We start from the raw sequence: 19,845 nt of genomic DNA on the forward strand, positions 1-19,845 counted from the left end.
CCGGGGTGGCACAGTGACGCCCATGCTCGCCCACGCCCGCGACGCGGCCCTCCTGGTCGCCGCGCGCCCGTCCGTCGCCGCCCTGCTGCTCGCGGGCCGCGCGCTCGCCCCGCGCCGCGTCGTGCGCGTGCCGCGCGTGGGCTGGGTGACGGCGTCGCCGCTCCTGTCCCGACAGGCGCTCAACGACCACCGCGCCTTCTCCATGGTCGGTGAGGGCGGCGTCGGGCACCTGTGGGCGCAGGTGCTCGGCCCGTGGGTCACCGAGCTGTTCGACGGTCCCGGCCACCACGACCTGCGCTCGCGCTCGCGCGAGCTGTTCACCGATGCGGCAGCGAGCGAGCAGGTCGCGGACGTGTGGGGACCCCTGCTCGCCTCCGCGCGCGCGACCCTCGCCGCCGGTGGCGAGGTCGACGTCGCCGACCTCGCCCGCGTCGCGGTCGGCCGGATGATGATCGCGTCGCTCGGCATTCCCGTCGGGGGCGGCGACGGCGAGGTGACCGACGACGAGGCGCGCCTCGTCTTCGCGCGCGGCGAGCGGCTGGCCGCGACGGCGATGCGCGCGACCACGCAGCCCGTGCTCGACCCCGCGCTCGTGGACGTGGCCCGCGACGTCGTCGCCGAGCTGACCGCGGGCGTGCCCCACGCCTACCGGACCGCACCCGGGTCGACGCTGCTCGGGCGCATGCGCGAGCTCGGGGTGACCGAGCGCGAGGCCACGGGGCTCTCGGCGCTGCTGCTGGTCGCGGGGACGGAGACGTCGGCCTCGGCGATGCAGCGCACGGTCGCCCTGCTGGTCGACACGGGTGAGCAGCACCGACTGCTGCGCGAGCCCGAGCGCCTCGACGACGCGGTGCGCGAGGGCCTGCGGGTGAGCACGCCGGCGGTCGTCATCGGGCGTTCGGTCGCGGCCGACGTCGAGCTGGGCGGGCGGACGCTGCGCGCGGGCGAGAGCCTGCTGGCCCTCGTGTGGTCCGCGAACACCGCCGTCGGGCGCTTCCGCCTCGACCGGCCCTACGCGCCCGAGAACCGCCAGCTCTGGTTCGGCGCCGGCCGCCACCTGTGCCTGGGCGCACCGCTCGCCCGCGCCGAGGTGCGCGGACTCGTGGAGACCCTCTGGGCCGACGGCGAACCGCTGCGCGTCGTGCGGCGCAGCCCGCAGCGCGGCGTCCTCGTGCCGGGGTACCGCCGCCTCGTGGTCACGCGCGCCTGACGCAGGGCGTGCGGGGTCTCGCACGGCCGCCCGATCTTCTCCGCGATCCCTTCACCTCGTCCGGCGTTCGTCCGGGGGCGCGCCCGGCTACGGTCGGCAGCAGGAGGCTGGGTGGCCCGACAGGAGGCGATCACGGTGCGACGACGGCGTCGAACAGTGGCCTGCGCAGCCGCGCTGCTGGTCGCGGCCGTCGCCGGCTGCGCCCCTACCGGCGACATCAGCATCACGAACGACAGCGGCCGCTCCGTCACGGTGCGCCTCGGCTCCGAGGACGTCGGCGAGGTGACGCCGCACGGGGGCGTCGTCCTGCTCGACGTCACCGAGTGCTACGAGGGCGACGTGACCGTGACCTACGCGGACGGCGCCGTCGTCCGGCTCGACGGGCCGCTCTGCCCCGGGCAGACCCTCGCCGTCCACGACGGCGAGGCGCTGATCCGCGGCGAGGCGAGCACCAGCTGAGCAGCGAACTCGCTCGTCAGCGGCGCGCGCGGCACGGGAGGATCCAGCATGCTCACGCTCGAGGAGATCTTTCCGCCCTTCGCGCTGTCGATCGCCGCCGGCCCCGTCGAGCTCCGCGTGCTGCGCGACGAGGACCTGCCCGAGCTCGTCGAGCTCGTGCGCGGCGGTGTCGAGGCCCCCGGGCTGCCCATGCCCTTCCTGCGCGCCTGGCACCAGGAGACCTTCGCCCCCGGCGCCCCGGAGGGGTTCCCGACGAGCTCGCTGCGGTGGTGGTGGACGCAGCGGGCGACCGTCGCGGCCGACCAGTGGTGCCTCACGCTCGTCGTCCGGCGCGACGGCGTGCTCGTCGGCATGCAGGACCTGCACGCGGACGACTTCGCGCTGACGCGCACGGTCCACACCGGCTCGTGGCTGGGCCGGCACCACCAGGGGGTCGGGACGGGGACGCTCATGCGACGGCTCGTCGTCGGCTTCGCGTTCGACGAGCTCGGTGCGCAGGCGTGCGAGTCGGGCTACGTCGTCGGCAACCACGCCTCGGCGGCGGTCAGCCGCAAGGTCGGCTACGTCGAGAACGGCCGTCGCCGCATGGTCCAGCACGCGCGGGACGGCAAGGTCGGTGTCGACGAGCAGCGCGTGATCGTGACGCCGGAGACGTTCGTGCGCGCCGGTGACCCGGTCACGGTCGAGGGCGCCGAGGCGCTCCGCCGCTTCCTGTCGATCGACCCCGCCCCCGTCACCTGACGCCAGCACCCGCCGAGGTCGACGACGTCCGTCGAGGTCGACAGCTGCAGGTGCCGAGCTCGGCGGAACATGTCGCCCTCGGCGCGGGGCGTGGCCTTGCCCGGCGGAGCGGCTCGGCCGAGAGTGGGGGTGGGAGGGCTCATGGACGACGGGACGAGGTCGGCGCTGCACCGGAGTCAGGTGATCGACCTGACGACGACGGGGCGCCGCACGCGTGAGCCGCGACGGATCGAGATCTACCTGCACGAGCTCGACGGGCGGCTCTTCATCTCGGGCATGCCGTTCCCCACGAAGCGGCAGTGGCTGCGCAACGTCGAGGCGGACCCGCACGTGACGATCCACCTCAAGCGGGGCCTCACCGCCGACGTCCCCGCCCTCGCGCGGGTCGTCGAGGACCCGGTCGAGCGCCGCCCGCTGATCGAGGCGGCGGCCGCGCGCTGGGGCCGCGACGACGTCGACCTGATGATGGAGCAGAGCCCGCTGATGGAGCTGACGCCCACCGACGCGTGACGGAGGACGCCGCCCGGGTCAGGGCCGGTCGTGCAGGAACCAGGCGTCGCTGCGAGGCAGTGCCTGCGCCAGCTGCCACCGGTGGACCTGGAGGCTCCCGCCCCACGCGAGCAGCTGGCCCGCCAGCTCCCAGGCCTCCTCACCCTGGCGCGGACGACGGCGGACGACGAGCTGCAGCATGGTGCCCCAGGCGGCCACGAGCTCCGCCCCCCAGACGTCGTGCCACTGGTGCAGGGCCGCGGCAAGGGCGTTCGGGTCCGACTCGGCGCCGAAGTAGCCGAGCGCCGGGACCGCGAGCCACGGCGAGGTCGTCGGGAGCAGAAGGAGGTCCGCGCGGTCCGGCGTGAACCACGGCCGGGTGCCGACCCACGGCTCGACCGCCTCGTCGACGGACGCGGCCAGCGCCGGATCGCCCTGCAGCTGCTCGAAGACCCACCGGTCGACGTCGTCGTCGAGGACCGGGTCCGGGAGGTCCCGCGCCATCGCTGCCCGGAAGCCAGCGCCCGGGAAGTAGTGCTCGAGGAGCTCGTGCCAAGCCGACTGCGCGGAGGGCACGGGATGGACGTAGCGGGGGAAGCGGCGCTCGTCGCCGACGGCGGGCAGGGCGAGGGACACCGCGTCCAGCCACGTGCTGGACAGCGCGCCGAGATCGCCAGGCAGCTCGGGCCAGACGGCGACCGGCCACCTGCCCGTGCGCGGCAGCGCATCGCGCGCGGCCTGCCAGCAGTCGAGCACCCGGTTCGGGTCGATCCCCTCGATCAGCAGCGCCCCGCCGTCGACGTCGCGGACCGGCATGCCCGCCAGGACGGTGCCGTGCAGGGCGGTCGCGACGACGTCCGGCGTGCTCGCCACGGTCTCGGCCCGCAGCTCAGATCAGGACGGCGCCCTTGGATGCGGACTGGACGAGCTTCGCGTACTTCGCGAGCACACCGCGCGTGTACGTGGGCGGCAGCGGGGCCCAGCCCTGCGCGCGCTGCGCGAGCTCGGCCTCGTCGACGAGCAGGTCCAGCGTCCCGTGCGCGACGTCGAGCCGGATGCGGTCGCCGTCGCGCACGAAGGCGATGGGGCCGGCGTCCACGGCCTCGGGCGCGACGTGGCCGACGCACAGGCCCGTGGTGCCGCCCGAGAACCGACCGTCGGTGAGCAGCAGGACGTCCTTGCCGAGGCCCGCGCCCTTGATCGCGCCCGTGATGGCGAGCATCTCGCGCATGCCCGGACCGCCCTTGGGGCCCTCGTAGCGGATGACGACGACGTCGCCCGCGACGATCGTGCCGTCCTCGAGCGCGTCCATCGCGGCGCGCTCGCGCTCGAACACGCGCGCGGTGCCCTCGAAGACGTCGGAGTCGAAGCCCGCGCTCTTCACCACGGCGCCCTCGGGCGCGAGCGACCCGTGCAGGATCGTGATGCCACCGGTGCGGTGGATCGGGTTGTCGAGCGCGCGCAGGATCTTGCCGTCCGGGTCCGGCGGCGCGATGTCGGCGAGGTTCTCGGCGACCGTCCTGCCCGTGACCGTGAGGCAGTCGCCGTGCAGCAGGCCGGCGTCGAGCAGGGCCTTCATGATCACGGGCACGCCGCCGATGCGGTCGACGTCGTTCATCACGTAGCGGCCGAAGGGCTTGAGGTCCCCGAGGTGCGGGACCTTCGCGGCGACCCGCTGGAAGTCGCCGAGCGTGAGGTCGACCTCCGCCTCGTGCGCGATGGCGAGCAGGTGGAGCACGGCGTTCGTCGAGCCGCCGAACGCCATGACGACGGCGATCGCGTTCTCGAACGCCTCCTTGGTCATGATCTGGCGCGCGGTGATGCCGCGGCGCAGCAGCTCGACGACGGCCTCGCCCGAGCGCACCGCGAACTGGTCGCGGCGGCGGTCGGCCGACGGCGGCGCGGCCGAGCCGGGCAGGGACATGCCCATGGCCTCGGCGACCGACGCCATGGTGTTGGCGGTGTACATGCCGCCGCACGCACCCTCGCCCGGGCAGATGGCGCGCTCGATGCGGTCGACGTCCTCGCGGCTCATGAGCCCGCGCGCGCACGCGCCCACGGCCTCGAACGCGTCGATGATCGTGACGTCCTTCTCGGTGCCGTCCGTGAGCTTGACGAACCCCGGGGCGATCGAGCCGGCGTAGAGGAAGACCGACGCGAGGTCGAGGCGCGCCGCGGCCATGAGCATGCCGGGCAGGGACTTGTCGCAGCCCGCGAGGAGCACCGAGCCGTCGAGGCGCTCGGCCTGCATGACGGTCTCGACGCTGTCGGCGATGATGTCGCGGCTCACGAGCGAGAAGTGCATGCCCTCGTGGCCCATGGAGATGCCGTCGGACACCGAGATGGTGCCGAACTCGAGCGGGTAGCCGCCGCCCGCGTGCACGCCGTTCTTCACGGCCTTCGCGAGGCGGTCGAGCGACAGGTTGCACGGCGTGATCTCGTTCCACGAGCTCGCGACGCCGATCTGCGGCTTGGCGAAGTCCTGGTCACCCATGCCCACCGCGCGGAGCATGCCGCGCGACGCGGTGGCCTCGAGGCCGTCCGTGACCGTGCGGCTGCGCGGCTTGATGTCGACGGCGTCGGTCCCGGGGAGCGTGTCGGTCATGGCTCCGGATCCTAGGCGCGCCGCAGACGCGTCGGCGGCCCGGGTCGAGGATCGGACAGTTGTCACGGCCCGCTCAGCGCGGCGGCCACCCCGGCGTCGCGCGCGGCACCCAGGCCGGGACCGCGCGGCGGTACGCGTCGTACTCCGCGCCGTAGCGGGCCGCGAGCGTCGGCTCCTCGTACCAGCGGACGAAGGCGGCGGGCACGGCCCACGTCACCAGCGCGTAGGCGAGCAGCACGACGCGGCCGAGCAGGAGCGCCTGCCCGAGCACGAGGGCGACGATCGCCACGTACATGGGGTTGCGGACGTACCGGTACGGGCCGCCGACGACGAGCCGCTCGGTCGGTGCGACCGGCGCCGGCGTCCCCCGGCCCTCGACGACGAACCCCACGAACGAGCGCAGCAGGACCGCGCCGCCCGCGAGGGCGAGCAGGCCGCCGGCGACCCGGACGGCGAGCGGCGGCGCAGGCTCGCGCGCGACCCACCGCGTCAGCAGCCAGGGCACGAGGCCGGCGACGGTGCCGGGCGCCGCGGCGAGGAACAGCGACGTGCCGGCGGCCGCCGCACCCCGCCTCACGGGACGCCCGTCCCGGTCACGTCCGCCTCCCCTGCCCCGGCCCCGGCCCCGGCCTCAGTCGCGGGCCTGCCACGTGCAGACGCACGCCTCGTTGCCCTCGACGTCGGCGAGCACCCAGAACGCGGGCGCCCGGGCGTCGCTCACGAGCCGCCCGCCCGCCGCGACCGCCGCCGCCACGCGTACCTCGGCCGCGTCGTGCGGGACCGTCACGTCGAGGTGGATGCGGTTGCGCTGCGGGCGGGGCTCGTCCATCTGCTGGAACCACACCGACGGCCCGACGCCGCGCGGGTCGACGAGCGCGGGCGACGCGTCGTCGGCGTCGATCCGCTCGTCCTCGTAGCCCAGCACCGCACGCCAGAACGGCACGACCGAGGGGATGTCGAGCGCGTCGATCGCGACCTCGAGGACCTGGGGCGCGGTGGCGTCGGGCTCGATCCCCAGCTCGTCCGCGAGCGCGGAGACGGCGGCCGCGAGCCGGACGTCGCGCTCGGTGAGCCCGCCCGCGTCGTGCGTCACGGTCCGGACGAGCACGCTCGGGTACCGCAAGATGACGTCGGGGTGGTGGTCGAGGTCGTCGGCGACCGCAGCCAGACGCCGCACGAGCTCGGCGCCGCGCGCGAAGGACCCGGTGCGGAACACGGCCTCGAGGCGGCCGAGCACGACCCGCCAGTGCCGCCCGTCGACCAGCTCCGTGACCTCGGCGTCGCGCATCGTCGTCATGGCGCCACTGTGGCACCGCGCGCCGACGCCCGGAAGACGGCACCGCCGCAGGCGCCGCCGGCGACACCCGCGCGCGACGTCAGCAGGTGCGGCGCCCGGGACCGGCCAGCACCACCTGGCCGGTCCCCGGACGCCGCGGGACGGTGCGGACCTCCGCGTCGTCCCCCTCGGCCCGCCCCGCGGTGGCGGGCAGGTCGGTCAGCCGCGCGGCAGGTACTCCACGCGCTCGACGTGCGCGACGGTCGACGTCGGACGGCCGTTGCTCGACGCGTACGCGCCGATCCACAGGCCGAGGAAGCCGCCCGCCGCGACCGTGTCCAGGGTGCGCCCGTCCGCGACGGCCACGGTGCGCGGCTCCGTGCCGGCGCCGGTCGCCACGACGAGACGGTAGTCCTGGTCGCGCACCTCGACGCCGAGCGTGACGGGCGCGTCGGACGGACCCTCGAGCCGGACCTCGCCCAGCTCGGCCGCCGCTCCCCCGCGCACGTGCACCACGACGGCCCGCAGGCCCGCGCCGTCGTCCGTGGTCGTGACGACGAGCCGGACGTGGTCGCGCTCGGACTGCCGGACCGCGAGACCCACCTCCTCGCCGGGCGCGAGCCCCGCCGCCACGACCGCGCGCACGTCGACGGCGCGGTGCTGCTGGCGCAGGCCCACGAACGCGGGTACGTCGACGTCGGCCAGCGTGGCCGCGCGCAGGGGCAGCTCCCAGCCCTCGCCGCGCGGTGCCGCGACGTCGGACGGGAGCGCGCGGACGGCGGTCCAGCGCAGGTCGCCGGGCTCGACCACACCCGAGGCCGTCCCCTGGGCCGCGCCGAGCACGGGCGCGTCCGCGAACGGCACGTCGACCTCGGGCGGGACGCGGCCGACGCCCGGCGCGAACACCGGCCAGCCGTCCTCCCAGCTCACCGGCACGAGGAAGGTCTCGCGGCCGAGGTTGTAGTGGTAGCCGCCGTAGGGGCGCATGCCCAGGAGCACGGCCCACCACGAGCCGTCCGGCGCCTGGGTGAGGTCCGCGTGACCGACGCCGACGACGTCGACACCGCGCCCGAGGTGGCGGTGGGTGAGCACCGGGTTCCCACGGTTGCCCTCGTACGGTCCGGTGACCTTCTCGGCGCGCGCGACCGAGATGGCGTGGTGGATCTCGGTCCCGCCCTCGGCGGCGAGCAGGTAGTAGGTGCCGTCGACCTTGTAGAGGTGCGGTCCCTCGGCCCACACGGCGCCGCGCACGGCGCCCGTCCAGAGCACGTGCTCGGGCCCGACGAGCTCGAGCCGCTCGAGGTCGAGCTCGCGCAGCCAGACCTCGGTCTGGTGGTACCACTCGGGCTCGGCCACGAGACGCGTGCCGTGCACCCAGGCCCGCCCGTCGTCGTCGAAGAAGATCGAGGGGTCGATGCCGGCGACCCCCAGCCAGACGGGGTCGGACCACGGGCCCGCGGGGTCGGTCGCCGTCATGAGGAAGTTGCCGCCGCGCGCGGGGTCCCTCTGGTCCACGAGCGTGCACACGAGGTAGAAGACGCCGTCGTGGTGGCGCAGCGTGGGCGCGTACAGGCCGCCCGACGACGCGATGCCCGCGTAGTCGAGCTGCCCGGTGCGGTCGACGACGTGACCGATCTGCTCCCAGCCCACGAGGTCCGTGCTGCGCAGGACCGGCAGGCCCGGCAGGTACTCGAACGTCGACGTGACCAGGTAGAACGTGTCGCCGACCCGGCAGATCGTCGGGTCCGGGTAGCACCCGGGCAGGAGCGGGTTGCGCACGGTGCTCACACGGCCACCCGGCTGCCGAGGCGCGCGACGTCGACCTCGACCCAGCGCGGGTCCTCGACCCCGACCTCGTGCACGTCGCCCGTGATCGCGACCACGGCGCGCTTCGTCGCCGCACCGCCCGGGCCCGCGAACCGCTCGCGCGTCCCCGCGGGGATGGCGCCGCCCGTGTGGTTGGTCGCCCCGTCCCCGTCGGACGCCGCGGCGTGCGCGCCGACCCACACCTCGAGGTCGCCGGGCTCGACGACACGGACGAGGCGCCGGTCGGAGAACGCCACGCGCGTCGTCGGCACGCGGAACCTCACGCGCGCCTGCTCCCCCGGCTCGAGCGGGACGCGCGCGTAGCCCAGCAGCTGGCTGACGGGTCGCGTCACCGTCGCGCGCACGTCGTGCCCGTACAGCTGCACGACGTCGGTCCCCGCGACCGTCCCCGTGTTGGTCACCGTCACCGACGCGGTGAAGGCGCCCGACGACGGCACCGACGCGTCGACCTCGAGGTCGCCGTAGGCGAAGGCGGTGTAGGACAGGCCGAAGCCGAACGGCCGCAGCGGCGTCGGGTCGGCGGACGTGACGTCCGACGGTCCGCCGAGCAGCGGCTGGAGGTAGCCGTACGGCATCTGGCCCGTGGCGCGGGGCAGCGAGACGGGCAGGCGGCCCGACGGGTTGACCCGTCCCGTGATCACGTCGGCGAGCGCGAGCCCGCCGCCCTGGCCGGGGAAGAACGCCTGGAGCACGGCGCCGGGGCGCGGGCCGGCGCCCTCGAGCGCCCAGCCGATCGCGTACGGCCGGCCGGTGAGGAGCACGAGGACGACGGGCGTGCCGGTCGCGACCAGCGCCTCGACGAGCTCGCGCTGCACGCCCGGCAGCTCGAGCGACTCGGCGTCGTTGCCCTCGCCCACGGTGCCGCGGCCGAACAGCCCGGCCTGGTCCCCGACGACGACGACGGCGACGTCGGCGCCCTGCGCGGCCGCCACGGCCTCGTCGAAGCCCGAGCGGTCGTCGCCCTCGACGTCGCAGCCCGCGGCGTGCACGAGCTCGGGCTGCGGCAGACCCGCCTCGGCGAACGCCCGGGCCAGCGCCTCGGCGACCGACGGGATCTCGAAGCCGATCTCGACGCCGGGGTGGTGCGCGAGCACGTGGTTGGCGAAGGAGTAGCAGCCCATGAGCGCCTCGGGCCGGTCCGCGTTGGGACCGACGACGGCGACCCGGGCGGGCGCCGTGCCCCACCCGGCGAGCGGCAGCACGCCGTCGTTGGCGAGGAGCACGACCGACTCCTCCGCGAGCCGGCGCGCGAGGTCCCGGTGGCGCGGCGAGTCGAGGTCGACGGACGACGGCGGCTCGCCGGCGAACGCGTCGGGCTCGAGCAGGCCGAGGGCCTCCTTCTGCGCGAGCGCGCGCAGCACCGCGCGGTCGACGTAGCGCTCGTCGAGCGCTCCGGAGCGGACACGCTCCGCGAGCGGCTCGAGGTACGCGTCGCCGTTCGGCAGCTCGACGTCGATCCCGGCCTGGAGCGCGAGCGCGGCGGCCTCGCCACGGTCGGCCGCGACGCGGTGCATGACCTCGAGGAAGGCGATCGCGAAGTAGTCGGCGACCACGACGCCGTCGAAGCCCCAGCGCTCGCGCAGGAGGTCCGTGAGCAGCGCGGGGTTCGCCGCGACGGGCACCCCGTCGATCTCGGCGTAGGAGTTCATGACCGAGCGGACGCCGCCGTCGAGGACGGCCATCTCGAACGGCGGGAGGAAGACGTCGGCCACCTCGCGCGGCCCGGCGGACACGGGCCCGTGGTTGCGGCCGCCGCGCGAGCCGGAGTAGCCGACGAAGTGCTTGAGCGTGGCGTGGACGCCCGTGCTCTGCATGCCGCGCACGAACGACGTGCCGACGGTGCCGACGAGGTACGGGTCCTCGCCGATGCACTCGTCGACGCGTCCCCAGCGCGGGTCGCGGACGACGTCGAGCACGGGCGCGAGGCCCTGGTGGATGCCGAGCTCGCGCATCGAGTCGCCGATCGCCTCGCCGACCTCGTGCACGAGGTCGGGGTCGAACGACGCGCCCCAGGCCAGCGGCGTGGGGAAGGTCGCGGCCCGCCACGCGGCGAGGCCCGTGAGGACCTCCTCGTGGACGAGCGCGGGGATGCCGAGCCGGGTCTCGCGCTGGAGGCGGCGCTGCTCGGCCCACAGCCACGCCGCGCGCTCCTCGGGCTCGACGGGACGCGTGCCGTAGACACGCGTGTAGTGCCCGATGCCCTGCCGCGTGATCTCGCCGAGCCGCGACTGGTCGCCCTCGCCGGCGGCCATCTCGGCCTGCATCGGCGCGACCGTGCCGTTCTGGTCGATCCAGTAGCCGACGAGCTGGGCGAGCTTCTCCTCGAGCGTCATGCGGGCGTGCAGCGCACGCACGCGCTCGGAGACCTCGGGCAGGGCAGGGACGTCCGTCACCGGATCCTTCTTTCCTCGGGACGCACCTGGAGCTCCGCCCGGCGCGGCGTCCACGCGACGGGCGCCCGCGAGGTCGCGGGCAGATCAGCACGAGCGGTCGTGGGCAGGACGTGCGGCAGGCAGGGCCGGCGGGTGGTGCCGCCGTCCCCGTGTCCCGGCGGTGCCCACCACCGCCGGGACCTGCGGGACTACCCCTTGACGGCCCCGGTGAGGCCGCCGACGATCCGCCGCTCGAAGAGCGAGAAGAAGATCAGGGCCGGGATCATCGAGAGCGACGTGAACGCGAGCACGCGGGCGGTGTCGACCGAGTACTGCGCCGAGAAGGCCTGCACGCCGAGCGGGAGCGTGTAGTTCGACTCGTTGTTGAGGATGAACAGCGGGAGCATGTAGCTGTTCCAGCTCGCGATGAACGCGAGGATCCCCGTGGTGATGACACCGGGCAGGGACAGCGGGACGACCATCCGGAAGAAGAAGCCCAGCCGGCTCGCACCGTCGATCGAGGCCGCCTCCTCGAGCTCCTTCGGGATGGCCCGCAGGAACGGCACGAGGATGATGATCGTCGTCGGCAGCGCGAACGCGATCTGCGGGAGGATGATCCCCGCGAGGCTGTTCATGAGGCCGAGCTCGCGGACGAGGATGTACAGCGGCGTGATCGCGACCGTCATCGGGAACATGAGCCCCGCGGCGAAGAGCGAGTACAGCGCCGTCCGCCCCCGGAACTCGTAGCGCGCGAGCACGTAGCTGGCCATGACGCCCAGCACGACGACGCCTGCCGTCGTGGCGAGCGCGCTGATCGCCGAGTTGCTCATCTGCTGCCAGAAGATGTCGCTGGTCAGCACGCTGAGGTAGTTGCCGATCTCCCACGGCGACGGGAACCCCGCGGGGTCCCGGATGATCTGCGAGTTGCTCCGGAAGCCGCCGATGACGATGTAGGCGACCGGGCCGATGCAGATGCCGACGAAGAAGATCGCGACGAGGTACGTCATGAGGCTGGCGCGCCCCAGGCGTCCCCCCTCGCGCCGGCGTCGGGCGGGCCGCTCCGCCGGCAGCGGCGGTGCGGCGAGGGTGCTCGCGCTCATGGCTTCTTCTTCCCTTCCGTGAGCGCGCCCTCGGTGTCACGGCGCAGGACGTAGCGCTGGTAGACGAGTGCGACGACCAGCGAGATGAGGAACAGCACGACGGCGACCGCGTTGCCGAAGCCGTAGTTCGCCGCGTTGCGACCGTTGACGACCATGTAGGTCGCCATGGTCGACGTGCCCGCGGTCGCGGCCACGTACTGACCCCAGATGATGTAGACGAGGTCGAAGAGCTGGAGCGAGCCGATGATCGAGAGGAACGCCCAGATCCGGATGGTGGGGCCGAGCAGCGGGAGCGTGATGCGCCGCTGGATCTGCCAGTAGGACGCGCCGTCGATCGCGGCCGCCTCGAAGAGCTCCTCGGGGATGCTCTGGAGCCCCGCGAGGAAGAGGATCACCGCGAACCCGATGTACTTCCACGTGATGATGATCATGAGGGACCAGATCGCCACGTCGGGGTTCGCGAGCCAGTCCAGCGTCAGCGCGTCGAGCCCGATCCTCTCGAGCACCGCGTTGAACGCCCCGGTGGTGCGGAGCATGAGGCTCCAGCCGGTGCCGACGATCACCTCGGAGATGACGTACGGGACGAAGATCAGCACCCGGACCAGCGAGCGTCCGCGCATCCGCTGGTTGAGGAGCAGCGCGAGCGCGATGGCCGCGGGTCCCTGCAGCACGAGCGACATCACGACGATGAAGCCGTTGTGCAGGAGCGCGTCGTGGAACGTGTCGTCCTGGAAGATCGCGAGGTAGTTGTCGAGGCCGACGAAGTCGGTGGGCGGGCCGAAGCCCTTCCACCGGTAGAAGCCGTAGTACGCGGCCATGATCACGGGGAAGATCACGAACGCGAGGAACATGATGACGGCGGGGCCCGTGAGGAGCGCGATCTCGCCGCGCTTGCGCCAGTCCGGGCCGCGGCGCGGCCGGCGGACCGGGGACGGTGCCGTGGTGGCACCGCCCCCGGCCCGGGAGGGACCCTCGGGCGACGTCGTGGTGAGCGTGTTCTCGCCCAGGGTGTCACTCATAGGTGTCAGCCCTTGGCCGCCGCGTCGTTGACCGCGGTCACGATGCCCTCGGGCGTGCCGTTGCCGGCCAGCATCTCGACGACACCGGCGTTGAGGGCGTTGCCCACGTTCTGGCCGAACTGCGTGTCGAGCCACACCTGGACGTACGCCGCCTCGTTGTACGCCGCGAGGACGTCGAGCAGCGCGGGGTCGGTCACGACGCCCTGGGCCTCCTGGCTCGCGGGCAGCGTGACGAACGCCTCGGCGTAGGCCTCCTGGCGCTCCTTCGACATGAAGAAGTTGAGGAAGGCCGCGCACTCCTCGGCGGGAGCCTGCGCGGAGCAGGAGTAGCCGTCGACGCCACCCATCATCGCGGTGGGGTCACCCTCGCCGTCCTCGACGGCCGGGAAGGGGAACCAGCCGAGGTCGGCCTTGGGCTGCTTGTCCGGCGTGAGGTCGGCGATGACGCCCGGGTTCCACGCGCCCATGAGCTCCATGGCGGCCTGGTCGTTGGCGAGCATGCCCGCCGACGAGGCGGCGCTGCCCTGCGCGTCCGTGGTGAGGAAGCCCTCGTTGAACGGCTGGGTCGACGCGAAGTCCTGGAGCTCCTGGGCCGCCTGGGTCCAGCAGTCGTCCTCGAACTGCACCGCGGCGCCGTCGGTCTCCATGGCCTCCTGCGAGCAGCTGCGCAGCGCGAAGAAGTAGTACCAGTGCGCCGCCGGCCAGGCGGCCTTGCCACCGAGCGCGATGGGGTCGACGTCGATCGCCTTGAGCTTGGCGACCGCGTCCTCGAGCTCGGCGATCGTCTCGGGCGTGCCCTCGATGCCGGCCTGCTCGAACATCGTCTTGTTGTAGTAGATGCCGCCCGGGAGGACCGAGGTCGGCATGCCGTAGACCTTGCCGTCGATCGTGAACGCGTTGAGCGTGCCGCTGACCGCGGACTCGACCTCGGGGTCGATGAGGTCGGTGAGGTCGAGCGCCTGGCCCGCCTCGACGATGTCGGCGAGCTTGCCGCCGCCGCGCGCCATGAAGATGTCGGGCGCGTCGCCCGAGTTGAGCGCCGTCTGGAGCTTGCCGTCCATGTCCTCGTTCTGGATGGACTGGATCTCCACCGTGACGCCCGGGTTGGCCTCCTCGAACTGGGCCGCCGTCTCGTCCCAGTACTCCTTGCCCGGGCCCGTCGTCGAGTTGTGCCAGAACGTCAGCGTGACGTCCCCGCCCTCGCTCGACGAGCCGCCGTCGCCGCCGCCGGCGTCGCTGCCGCCGCTGCACGCGGCGAGGAGCGCGGTCGCCATCAGCACCGCGGTGGGTGCCAGGAGCTTGCGTGTCTTCATGAGTCGTCCTCTTCGTTGAGTGTGCCGGGGTGGGCGTTGTCCGCTCGCTCGGCTCGGGGAGCCGTGGGTGGGGCAGCGGTGCGGAGAATCAGGGCCGTCGGGGTTCGAGGCGGACGACCGCGGCATGCTCCGCGTCGGCCGTGCGGGGCCGTTCGGCTCCCGCGGTGGTCAGGACGACAGGTGTCCTCACCGGTGCTCCTCTCCCCGTCGACAGGCTGGCGGGCCGAGCATCGCAATTCTCGACCGGGTGTGTCAACCGATATCGATAACGTTATCGAAACGCTATGCTCCCCCCATGCAGCAGCGCAGCCGCGTGACGATCAACGACGTCGCGCGCACCGCCGGCGTCTCCGTCGCCACGGTGTCCAAGGTCATCAACGGCCGCTACGGGGTCGCGCTCGCGACGTCGGCCAAGGTCCAGGAGGTCATCGACGACCTCGGCTACGAGTCGAGCCTTGTCGCGCGGAGCCTGCGCAGCACCCGGACCAACGTCATCGGCGTCCTCGTCGCCGAGTTCGAGCCCTTCAGCACCGAGCTGCTCAAGGGCATCTCGCGCGCGATCGGCGGGACCGGCTACGAGCTCCTCGCCTACTCGGGCGGTGGGCGCGCGGGCGGCAACGTCGGCTGGGAGCGGCGCTACCTCTCGCGCCTGAGCGGCACGCTCATCGACGGCGCGATCCTCGTGACGCCCACCGTCGTCGACGCGGACAGCCACGTCCCCGTGGTCGCGGTCGACCCGCACACCGGTCCGTCCGGGCTGCCCACCGTGGACTCGGACAACCTGCGCGGCGCGGTGCTCGCGACCGAGCACCTGCTCGCGCTCGGTCACCGCCGCATCGGCTTCCTGGGCGGCCGCACGGACCTCGAGTCGGCGAGGCTGCGCGAGGAGGGCTACCGCGCGGCCCTGCGCTCGGCCGGCATCCCGGTCGACGAGTCGCTCGTCCGGGTCGGTGGCTACCGGCCGGAGACCGCCGACCAGCCGGCGCACGAGCTCCTCACCATGCCGGACCGCCCGACGGCGATCTTCGCGGCCAACGACCTCTCGGCGATCCGGACGATGGAGGTCGCGCGCGAGCTGGGCATGACCGTGCCCGACGACGTCTCCGTGATCGGCTTCGACAACGTGCCCGAGTCCGCGACCACGACTCCCCCGCTGACGACCATCAACCAGCCGATCCGCCGGATGGGCGAGGAGGCGCTGCGCCTGCTCGTCGGGCTCATGGACGACTCCGACGCCGTCGGCCGGGCCACGCACGTGACCCTGCCGACCGAGCTGGTCGAGCGGAGCTCCTGCCGCGCGCTGTAGGCCGGGAGCGCGGCTCGACGGGCCACGGAGCGGCCGGCGGCTCAGGTCGCGACGGGCGTGGCAACCTGCTCCTCGCCCTCGCGGATGTGCCTCGTGACCCACGGGGCGAGCGCGAGGAGGACGAGCCCCGCCGCGACCGCGACGGCACCCGTGCCGCCGAAGAACGTCGCCTCGTCCACGCCCTGGGTCGCGGTGATGACCTGGGCCGTGATGGCGTTGCCCGCCGCGGGCGCGAGGAACCACAGCGCCATCGCCTGGCTGCGGAAGGCGGCCGGCGCGAGCAGCGTCGTGGCCGCGAGCCCGACGGGCGACAGGAACAGCTCGCCGAGCGTCTGGATGACGTAGACGAGCGCCAGCACCCACGCGGGCGAGCGGCCGTCGGGCCCGGCCGCCGCGGCGGCGGCCGCGAGCACGAGGAAGCTCACGCCGGCGAGCGAGAGCCCGATCGCGAACTTCACCGCGGTCGCGGGCCGGTCGTCCAGCTTCACCCACATCCACGCGAACACGGGCGCGAGGAGCACGATCGCCGCGGGGTTGATGGACTGGAACAGCTCGGGCCGGATCGTCAGCCCGAGCACCTCGAGCTCCGTCCGGTCCGCCGCGTAGGCCGCCATCGTGCTCGCGGCCTGCTCGAAGATCATCCAGAAGAGCATCGCCGCCACGAACAGCGGGACGTACGCCGCGAGCCGCGACCGCTCGGGCGCGGTGACGCGCGGCGAGCGGAACATGACGACGAAGTACGCCACGGGCGCGGCGAACGCGAGCAGGCTCATCGTGTCGATGAACACGCCGACGCCGCCCTCGCCCGACCACAGGCGCGCGACGAGCACCGCGACGGCGACCGCCGCGACGACCATCGCGCCACCGCGGACGAGCGCGGGCCGCTCCTCGCGGCGCACGGGGTTGGGCACCGTGTCCCCCGCGCCGCCGAGCAGCCGGCGTCCCGCGACGAAGAAGCCGAGGGCCACCGCCATGCCGACCGCCGCGACGGCGAAGCCGGCGTGGTACCCGGCCCACGCGCGCGCGGCCCCCACGAGGATCGGCGCTGCGAGGGAGCCGATGTTGATGCCCATGTAGAAGATCGAGAAGGCGGAGTCGCGCCGCGGGTCGTGGCGCGGGTAGAGCTCGCCGACCATGCTCGACACGTTGGGCTTGAGCAGGCCGGTGCCGATCGCCACGAGCGCGATGCCGACGTAGGACAGCGGCGCGCTGGGGATCGCGAGCGCCACGTGCCCGGCCGCGATGACGACGCCGCCGTGGAGCGTCGAGCGCCGGGAGCCGAGCACGCGGTCCGCGAGCCACCCGCCGACCACCGACAGCAGGTAGACCGAGGTGCCGTAGATGGCGACGAGCGCCGCGCCCGTGCCCTCGTCGACGCCCAGACCGCCGTCGGCGACGGAGTCCGTGAGGTAGTACAGGAGGATCGCGCGCATGCCGTAGTAGCTGAACCGCTCCCACAGCTCCGTGGTGAAGAGGGTCATCAGCCCCAGCGGGTGGCCGAAGAAGGTCCGGCCGCCGGGCACGGTCGCCGCGTCGGTGGTCTGCTCACGCATGATCCCCATCGTGCGCCCGCGCACACGCCCCGTCCGCCACGAAGGTCCCGGCCGAGCAGGGCGCCGTGACGGACGTCACGGCGCGACGGCGCCTCAGGTCCGCGCGACGACGTTCTCGGGCTCGAGGCCCGCGGCCAGGCGCGTGAGCTGGCGGCGCAGGAGCCGCACGACGCGCGGCGTGGTCGCGTCGGTCCAGCCGCCCACGTGGGGCGTCACGAGGGCGCCCGGCGCCGTCCAGAGCGGGTGGCCCGGCGGCAGGGGTTCGGGGTCGGTGACGTCGAGCGCGGCCCGCAGCCGTCCGCGCTCGAGCTCGGCGACGAGCGCGTCGGTGTCGACCACCCGGCCGCGGCCCACGTTGACGAGGAGCGCGCCGTCGCGCATCCGCGCGAGGAACGCGGCGTCCACCAGCCGCTCGGTCTCGTCCGTCAGCGGCGTCACGAGCACGACGACGTCGACGTCCGGCAGGAGCTCGGGGAGCTCGTCGACGCCGTGCACCACGACGCCGTCCTCGACCCGGGCCGTGCGCGCGACCATGACGACGTCGGTCTCGAACGCCTCGAGGCGGCGACGGATCGCCGAGCCGATCGATCCCGCCCCGACGACGAGGACGCGCCGGTCGGCCAACGACGACCGCGCCCGAGGCTCCCACGCGTGGCGCGTCATCGCCCGGGCCGCCTCGTCGATCCCGCGCTGCGCCGCGAGCACGAGGCCGAGCGCGAGCTCGGCCGTCCCGTCGTCGTGCACGCCGCGGCCGTTGCAGAGGAGCACTCCCGCCGGCAGGTGGGGCAGCGCGTGCTCGTACCCCGCGCTCGTGAGGTGCACGACGCGCAGCCCGGGCACCGCCGCGAGACGGCGCCACGCCTCCTCCGCCAGCGAGGAGTTCGGCAGCACGACGACGACGTCGTCGCCCGCCGCCGGGGCGTCCCCGGCCGGCAGGTCGGACTGGACGTCCCAGACGACGAGCCGGACGCCCGGGGGCACCTCATGAGCGGTCAGGCCGTCGCGGACCTCGGTGCTCGGTACGGTCACGGTCAGCATGCGGTGCGGTCTCCTCGCGTCGGCGGCAGGCGTCGGGGGCAGTGCGGTCGGGGGCAGGGCGGTCGGCGGCAGGGCCCGTCGTCCCGGGCGCCGGACCAGCCTCACACGCCGACCCCGAGGAGCGCCGCCCCGGTGCCCAGCGCGGCGAGCGCCGCGGCGAGCACCGCGCACGCGGCGAGGGGCGGTGCCGTGCGGCCGGGCGGCCGACGGCGGCGCAGGAGCCAGGCGGCGCCGCCCAGGCCGAGCGCGGCGGCGAGGGCGCCGACGACGGCGACGGCGGCGGTCCCCGGCGCGGCGGGCGCCGACCCGGCCCCGTCCACGGGAACGAGGAGCCGGGCCCAGCCGCCCGCGACGACCAGCCCCGCACCCGCCGTCGTCAGTGCGGTGCGCCGCCACGCGAGCACCGTGCGCTCGCGCTGGAGGCCCGGGTCGCCGTCGAGCGGCGCGCCCGCCGTGCTCACCGGACCACCCCGCTCACCCGAGCGCCGCGACCGCGTACCCCGCGAGCACCGCCGCAGCGAGGACGACGCCCGCCACGAGCACGGGGAGCGCGCGCGGCGGCGGCAGGGAGTCGCCCCGGCGCAGCGCCCGCTCGGCCGCCCGCCAGCCGAGCTGCGCGCTCACGGCCGTGGCGCCGCCGAGCACGCAGAGCGCGGCGGCGACGACGTCGAGCAGCGCCGGCAGGCCCGCCGCGGTCGCGACGGACGTGAGCGCGACGCCGCCGGCCACGAGCGCGAGACCCGTGCGCACCCAGGCCAGGGCCGTGCGCTCGTTGGCGAGGCTGAACCGCGGGTCGGGGTCCGAGCCGACGCCGTAGACGGAGGCGGGGCGCCGCGGCGCGCCGGGCGGGTGCGGACGCTCCGGGGTCGCGGCCGGCTCCGGGGTCACGGCAGGCTCAGTGGTCGTCGGCCCGGTGCGCGCGGCGCTCGGCCTCGGCCGTCCGAGCCGCCTCGGACTCCGCCGCCCGGCGCGCGGCGTCGGCGGCGCGAGCCGCGCGGTGGTCGTCCTCGAGCACGGCCATGAGGATGACGTCGCACCAGAACTCACCGTCGCGGTGCGCCTCGCGCAGGCGGCCCTCCTCGACGAAGCCGAGGCTCTCGTAGAGCATCCGCGCGCGCGGGTTGATGCTCAGCACGTCGAGGGCGACGCGGTGCAGCCCGAGGCCCTCCGGGGCGTCCGCGAACGCGTGGTCGAGCACCATGTCGATGGCCTCGCCGCCGAAGCCGCGCCCGCGCTGGCCCGGGCGCAGCGCGAGGCGCAGGTTGGCGCTGCGGGAGTGGTCGTCGACCTCGTTGAGCACGATCTCGCCGAGGTACTCGTCCCCGCCGTGCGTGATCGCCCAGTCGTACCGGCCCTCGCGCGCGGCGACGGTCGCGCACCAGTCGTCGACCTGCGCGCGCGTGAAGGTCGCCGTCGTGCCCGTCATGCGCATGCCCTCGGGGTCGTCGAGCATCTGCCACATGTGCTCGGCGTCCTGCGGCCCGATCGGCCGCAGGCGCACGAGCTCGCCCTCGAGGACGGGGGTGGCCGCCACGGC

19 protein-coding genes are annotated in these 19,845 nt (G+C 74.4%); 5 read left to right on the forward strand and 14 right to left on the reverse strand.

Translation table 11 applies throughout. The features are described 5' to 3' along the window. Window positions 1-22 precede the first annotated feature (22 nt). From JIG38_RS10070 to JIG38_RS10085, 4 genes are all read left to right on the forward strand, one after another. Window positions 23-1,210: a cytochrome P450 gene (locus tag JIG38_RS10070; RefSeq protein WP_199423658.1), complete on the forward strand. Its 1,188-nt coding sequence runs from the start codon at window positions 23-25 to the stop codon at window positions 1,208-1,210. A gap of 111 nt (window positions 1,211-1,321) precedes the next feature. Next, the gene (locus tag JIG38_RS10075) at window positions 1,322-1,669 is read left to right on the forward strand and encodes a hypothetical protein (protein ID WP_199423659.1); all 348 of its coding nucleotides are present in this window, start codon (window positions 1,322-1,324) and stop codon (window positions 1,667-1,669) included. Between the two features lie 48 nt (window positions 1,670-1,717). Next, window positions 1,718-2,410: a GNAT family N-acetyltransferase gene (locus tag JIG38_RS10080; RefSeq protein ID WP_199423660.1), complete on the forward strand. Its 693-nt coding sequence runs from the start codon at window positions 1,718-1,720 to the stop codon at window positions 2,408-2,410. 141 nt (window positions 2,411-2,551) lie between these two features. Beyond that, the gene (locus JIG38_RS10085; protein WP_199423661.1) at window positions 2,552-2,920 is read left to right on the forward strand and encodes a nitroreductase family deazaflavin-dependent oxidoreductase; all 369 of its coding nucleotides are present in this window, start codon (window positions 2,552-2,554) and stop codon (window positions 2,918-2,920) included. Between the two features lie 18 nt (window positions 2,921-2,938). Here the strand turns inward: JIG38_RS10085 and JIG38_RS21025 are convergent, their stop codons facing one another. The 9 genes from JIG38_RS21025 to JIG38_RS10130 form a co-directional block, all read right to left on the reverse strand. Next, complete coding sequence (locus JIG38_RS21025) at window positions 2,939-3,772, reverse strand: DUF4253 domain-containing protein (RefSeq protein WP_199423662.1); 834 nt, start codon at window positions 3,770-3,772, stop codon at window positions 2,939-2,941. Window positions 3,773-3,788: 16 nt separating this feature from the next. After that, on the reverse strand, window positions 3,789-5,504 hold the full coding sequence (gene ilvD, locus JIG38_RS10095) for a dihydroxy-acid dehydratase (protein ID WP_199423663.1): 1,716 nt from the start codon (window positions 5,502-5,504) through the stop codon (window positions 3,789-3,791). Window positions 5,505-5,577: 73 nt separating this feature from the next. Further along, window positions 5,578-6,081, reverse strand: coding sequence for a methyltransferase family protein (locus JIG38_RS10100; protein WP_199423664.1), 504 nt, complete (start codon window positions 6,079-6,081; stop codon window positions 5,578-5,580). A gap of 54 nt (window positions 6,082-6,135) precedes the next feature. Next, the gene (locus JIG38_RS10105) at window positions 6,136-6,801 is read right to left on the reverse strand and encodes a 4a-hydroxytetrahydrobiopterin dehydratase (RefSeq protein ID WP_199423665.1); all 666 of its coding nucleotides are present in this window, start codon (window positions 6,799-6,801) and stop codon (window positions 6,136-6,138) included. A 198-nt stretch (window positions 6,802-6,999) separates the two neighbouring features. After that, window positions 7,000-8,568 carry a glycoside hydrolase family 43 protein gene (locus JIG38_RS10110; protein ID WP_199423666.1) on the reverse strand — a complete coding sequence of 523 codons (1,569 nt, stop codon included), beginning with the start codon at window positions 8,566-8,568 and terminating at the stop codon, window positions 7,000-7,002. After that, window positions 8,565-10,940 (reverse strand): beta-xylosidase/alpha-l-arabinosidase, encoded by a 2,376-nt coding sequence (locus tag JIG38_RS10115; RefSeq protein WP_199423735.1) that lies wholly within the window; start codon window positions 10,938-10,940, stop codon window positions 8,565-8,567. Before JIG38_RS10115 ends, JIG38_RS10110 begins: the two co-directional genes overlap by 4 nt. A gap of 248 nt (window positions 10,941-11,188) precedes the next feature. After that, window positions 11,189-12,079 (reverse strand): carbohydrate ABC transporter permease, encoded by an 891-nt coding sequence (locus JIG38_RS10120; RefSeq protein WP_199423667.1) that lies wholly within the window; start codon window positions 12,077-12,079, stop codon window positions 11,189-11,191. After that, window positions 12,076-13,098, reverse strand: a complete 1,023-nt coding sequence (locus JIG38_RS10125; RefSeq protein WP_199423668.1) for a carbohydrate ABC transporter permease — start codon at window positions 13,096-13,098, stop codon at window positions 12,076-12,078. The genes JIG38_RS10120 and JIG38_RS10125 overlap by 4 nt, the downstream gene beginning before the upstream one ends. 5 nt (window positions 13,099-13,103) lie before the next feature. Next, window positions 13,104-14,411 (reverse strand): extracellular solute-binding protein, encoded by a 1,308-nt coding sequence (locus JIG38_RS10130; RefSeq protein WP_199423669.1) that lies wholly within the window; start codon window positions 14,409-14,411, stop codon window positions 13,104-13,106. A 295-nt stretch (window positions 14,412-14,706) separates the two neighbouring features. Here JIG38_RS10130 and JIG38_RS10135 point away from each other — a divergent pair, with 295 nt between their 5' ends. Next, on the forward strand, window positions 14,707-15,717 hold the full coding sequence (locus JIG38_RS10135; protein ID WP_199423670.1) for a LacI family DNA-binding transcriptional regulator: 1,011 nt from the start codon (window positions 14,707-14,709) through the stop codon (window positions 15,715-15,717). Window positions 15,718-15,758: 41 nt separating this feature from the next. Here JIG38_RS10135 and JIG38_RS10140 read toward each other — a convergent pair whose 3' ends face one another. The 5 genes from JIG38_RS10140 to JIG38_RS10160 form a co-directional block, all read right to left on the reverse strand. Further along, a complete protein-coding gene (locus JIG38_RS10140; RefSeq protein ID WP_199423671.1) occupies window positions 15,759-17,270 on the reverse strand; it encodes a peptide MFS transporter in 1,512 nt (503 codons plus the stop codon). Between the two features lie 93 nt (window positions 17,271-17,363). Then, window positions 17,364-18,308, reverse strand: a complete 945-nt coding sequence (locus tag JIG38_RS10145) for a 2-hydroxyacid dehydrogenase (RefSeq protein WP_199423672.1) — start codon at window positions 18,306-18,308, stop codon at window positions 17,364-17,366. Between the two features lie 101 nt (window positions 18,309-18,409). Beyond that, window positions 18,410-18,769: a DUF202 domain-containing protein gene (locus JIG38_RS10150; RefSeq protein ID WP_199423673.1), complete on the reverse strand. Its 360-nt coding sequence runs from the start codon at window positions 18,767-18,769 to the stop codon at window positions 18,410-18,412. Between the two features lie 13 nt (window positions 18,770-18,782). Continuing rightward, entirely contained in the window at window positions 18,783-19,196 is a 414-nt protein-coding gene (locus JIG38_RS10155) for a YidH family protein (RefSeq protein WP_199423674.1), read from the reverse strand. A gap of 7 nt (window positions 19,197-19,203) precedes the next feature. Further along, a complete protein-coding gene (locus JIG38_RS10160; RefSeq protein WP_199423675.1) occupies window positions 19,204-19,842 on the reverse strand; it encodes a GNAT family N-acetyltransferase in 639 nt (212 codons plus the stop codon). Between the last annotated feature and the right edge of the window lie 3 nt (window positions 19,843-19,845).

Origin of the sequence: Actinotalea solisilvae, assembly GCF_016464425.1 — a bacterium.
Lineage (GTDB): Bacteria > Actinomycetota > Actinomycetes > Actinomycetales > Cellulomonadaceae > Actinotalea > Actinotalea solisilvae.

Bases quoted from the DNA above. Each gene is read 5' to 3' on its own strand.
- JIG38_RS10070 (WP_199423658.1), top strand. From the start codon at position 23: ATGCTCGCCCACGCCCGCGACGCGGCCCTCCTGGTCGCCGCGCGCCCG.
- JIG38_RS10080 (WP_199423660.1), top strand. From the start codon at position 1,718: ATGCTCACGCTCGAGGAGATCTTTCCGCCCTTCGCGCTGTCGATCGCC.
- JIG38_RS10085 (WP_199423661.1), top strand. From the start codon at position 2,552: ATGGACGACGGGACGAGGTCGGCGCTGCACCGGAGTCAGGTGATCGAC.
- ilvD (WP_199423663.1), bottom strand. From the start codon at position 5,504: ATGACCGACACGCTCCCCGGGACCGACGCCGTCGACATCAAGCCGCGC.
- JIG38_RS10105 (WP_199423665.1), bottom strand. From the start codon at position 6,801: ATGACGACGATGCGCGACGCCGAGGTCACGGAGCTGGTCGACGGGCGG.
- JIG38_RS10115 (WP_199423735.1), bottom strand. From the start codon at position 10,940: ATGACGCTCGAGGAGAAGCTCGCCCAGCTCGTCGGCTACTGGATCGAC.
- JIG38_RS10120 (WP_199423667.1), bottom strand. From the start codon at position 12,079: ATGAGCGCGAGCACCCTCGCCGCACCGCCGCTGCCGGCGGAGCGGCCC.
- JIG38_RS10125 (WP_199423668.1), bottom strand. From the start codon at position 13,098: ATGAGTGACACCCTGGGCGAGAACACGCTCACCACGACGTCGCCCGAG.
- JIG38_RS10130 (WP_199423669.1), bottom strand. From the start codon at position 14,411: ATGAAGACACGCAAGCTCCTGGCACCCACCGCGGTGCTGATGGCGACC.
- JIG38_RS10135 (WP_199423670.1), top strand. From the start codon at position 14,707: ATGCAGCAGCGCAGCCGCGTGACGATCAACGACGTCGCGCGCACCGCC.
- JIG38_RS10140 (WP_199423671.1), bottom strand. From the start codon at position 17,270: ATGCGTGAGCAGACCACCGACGCGGCGACCGTGCCCGGCGGCCGGACC.
- JIG38_RS10145 (WP_199423672.1), bottom strand. From the start codon at position 18,308: ATGCTGACCGTGACCGTACCGAGCACCGAGGTCCGCGACGGCCTGACC.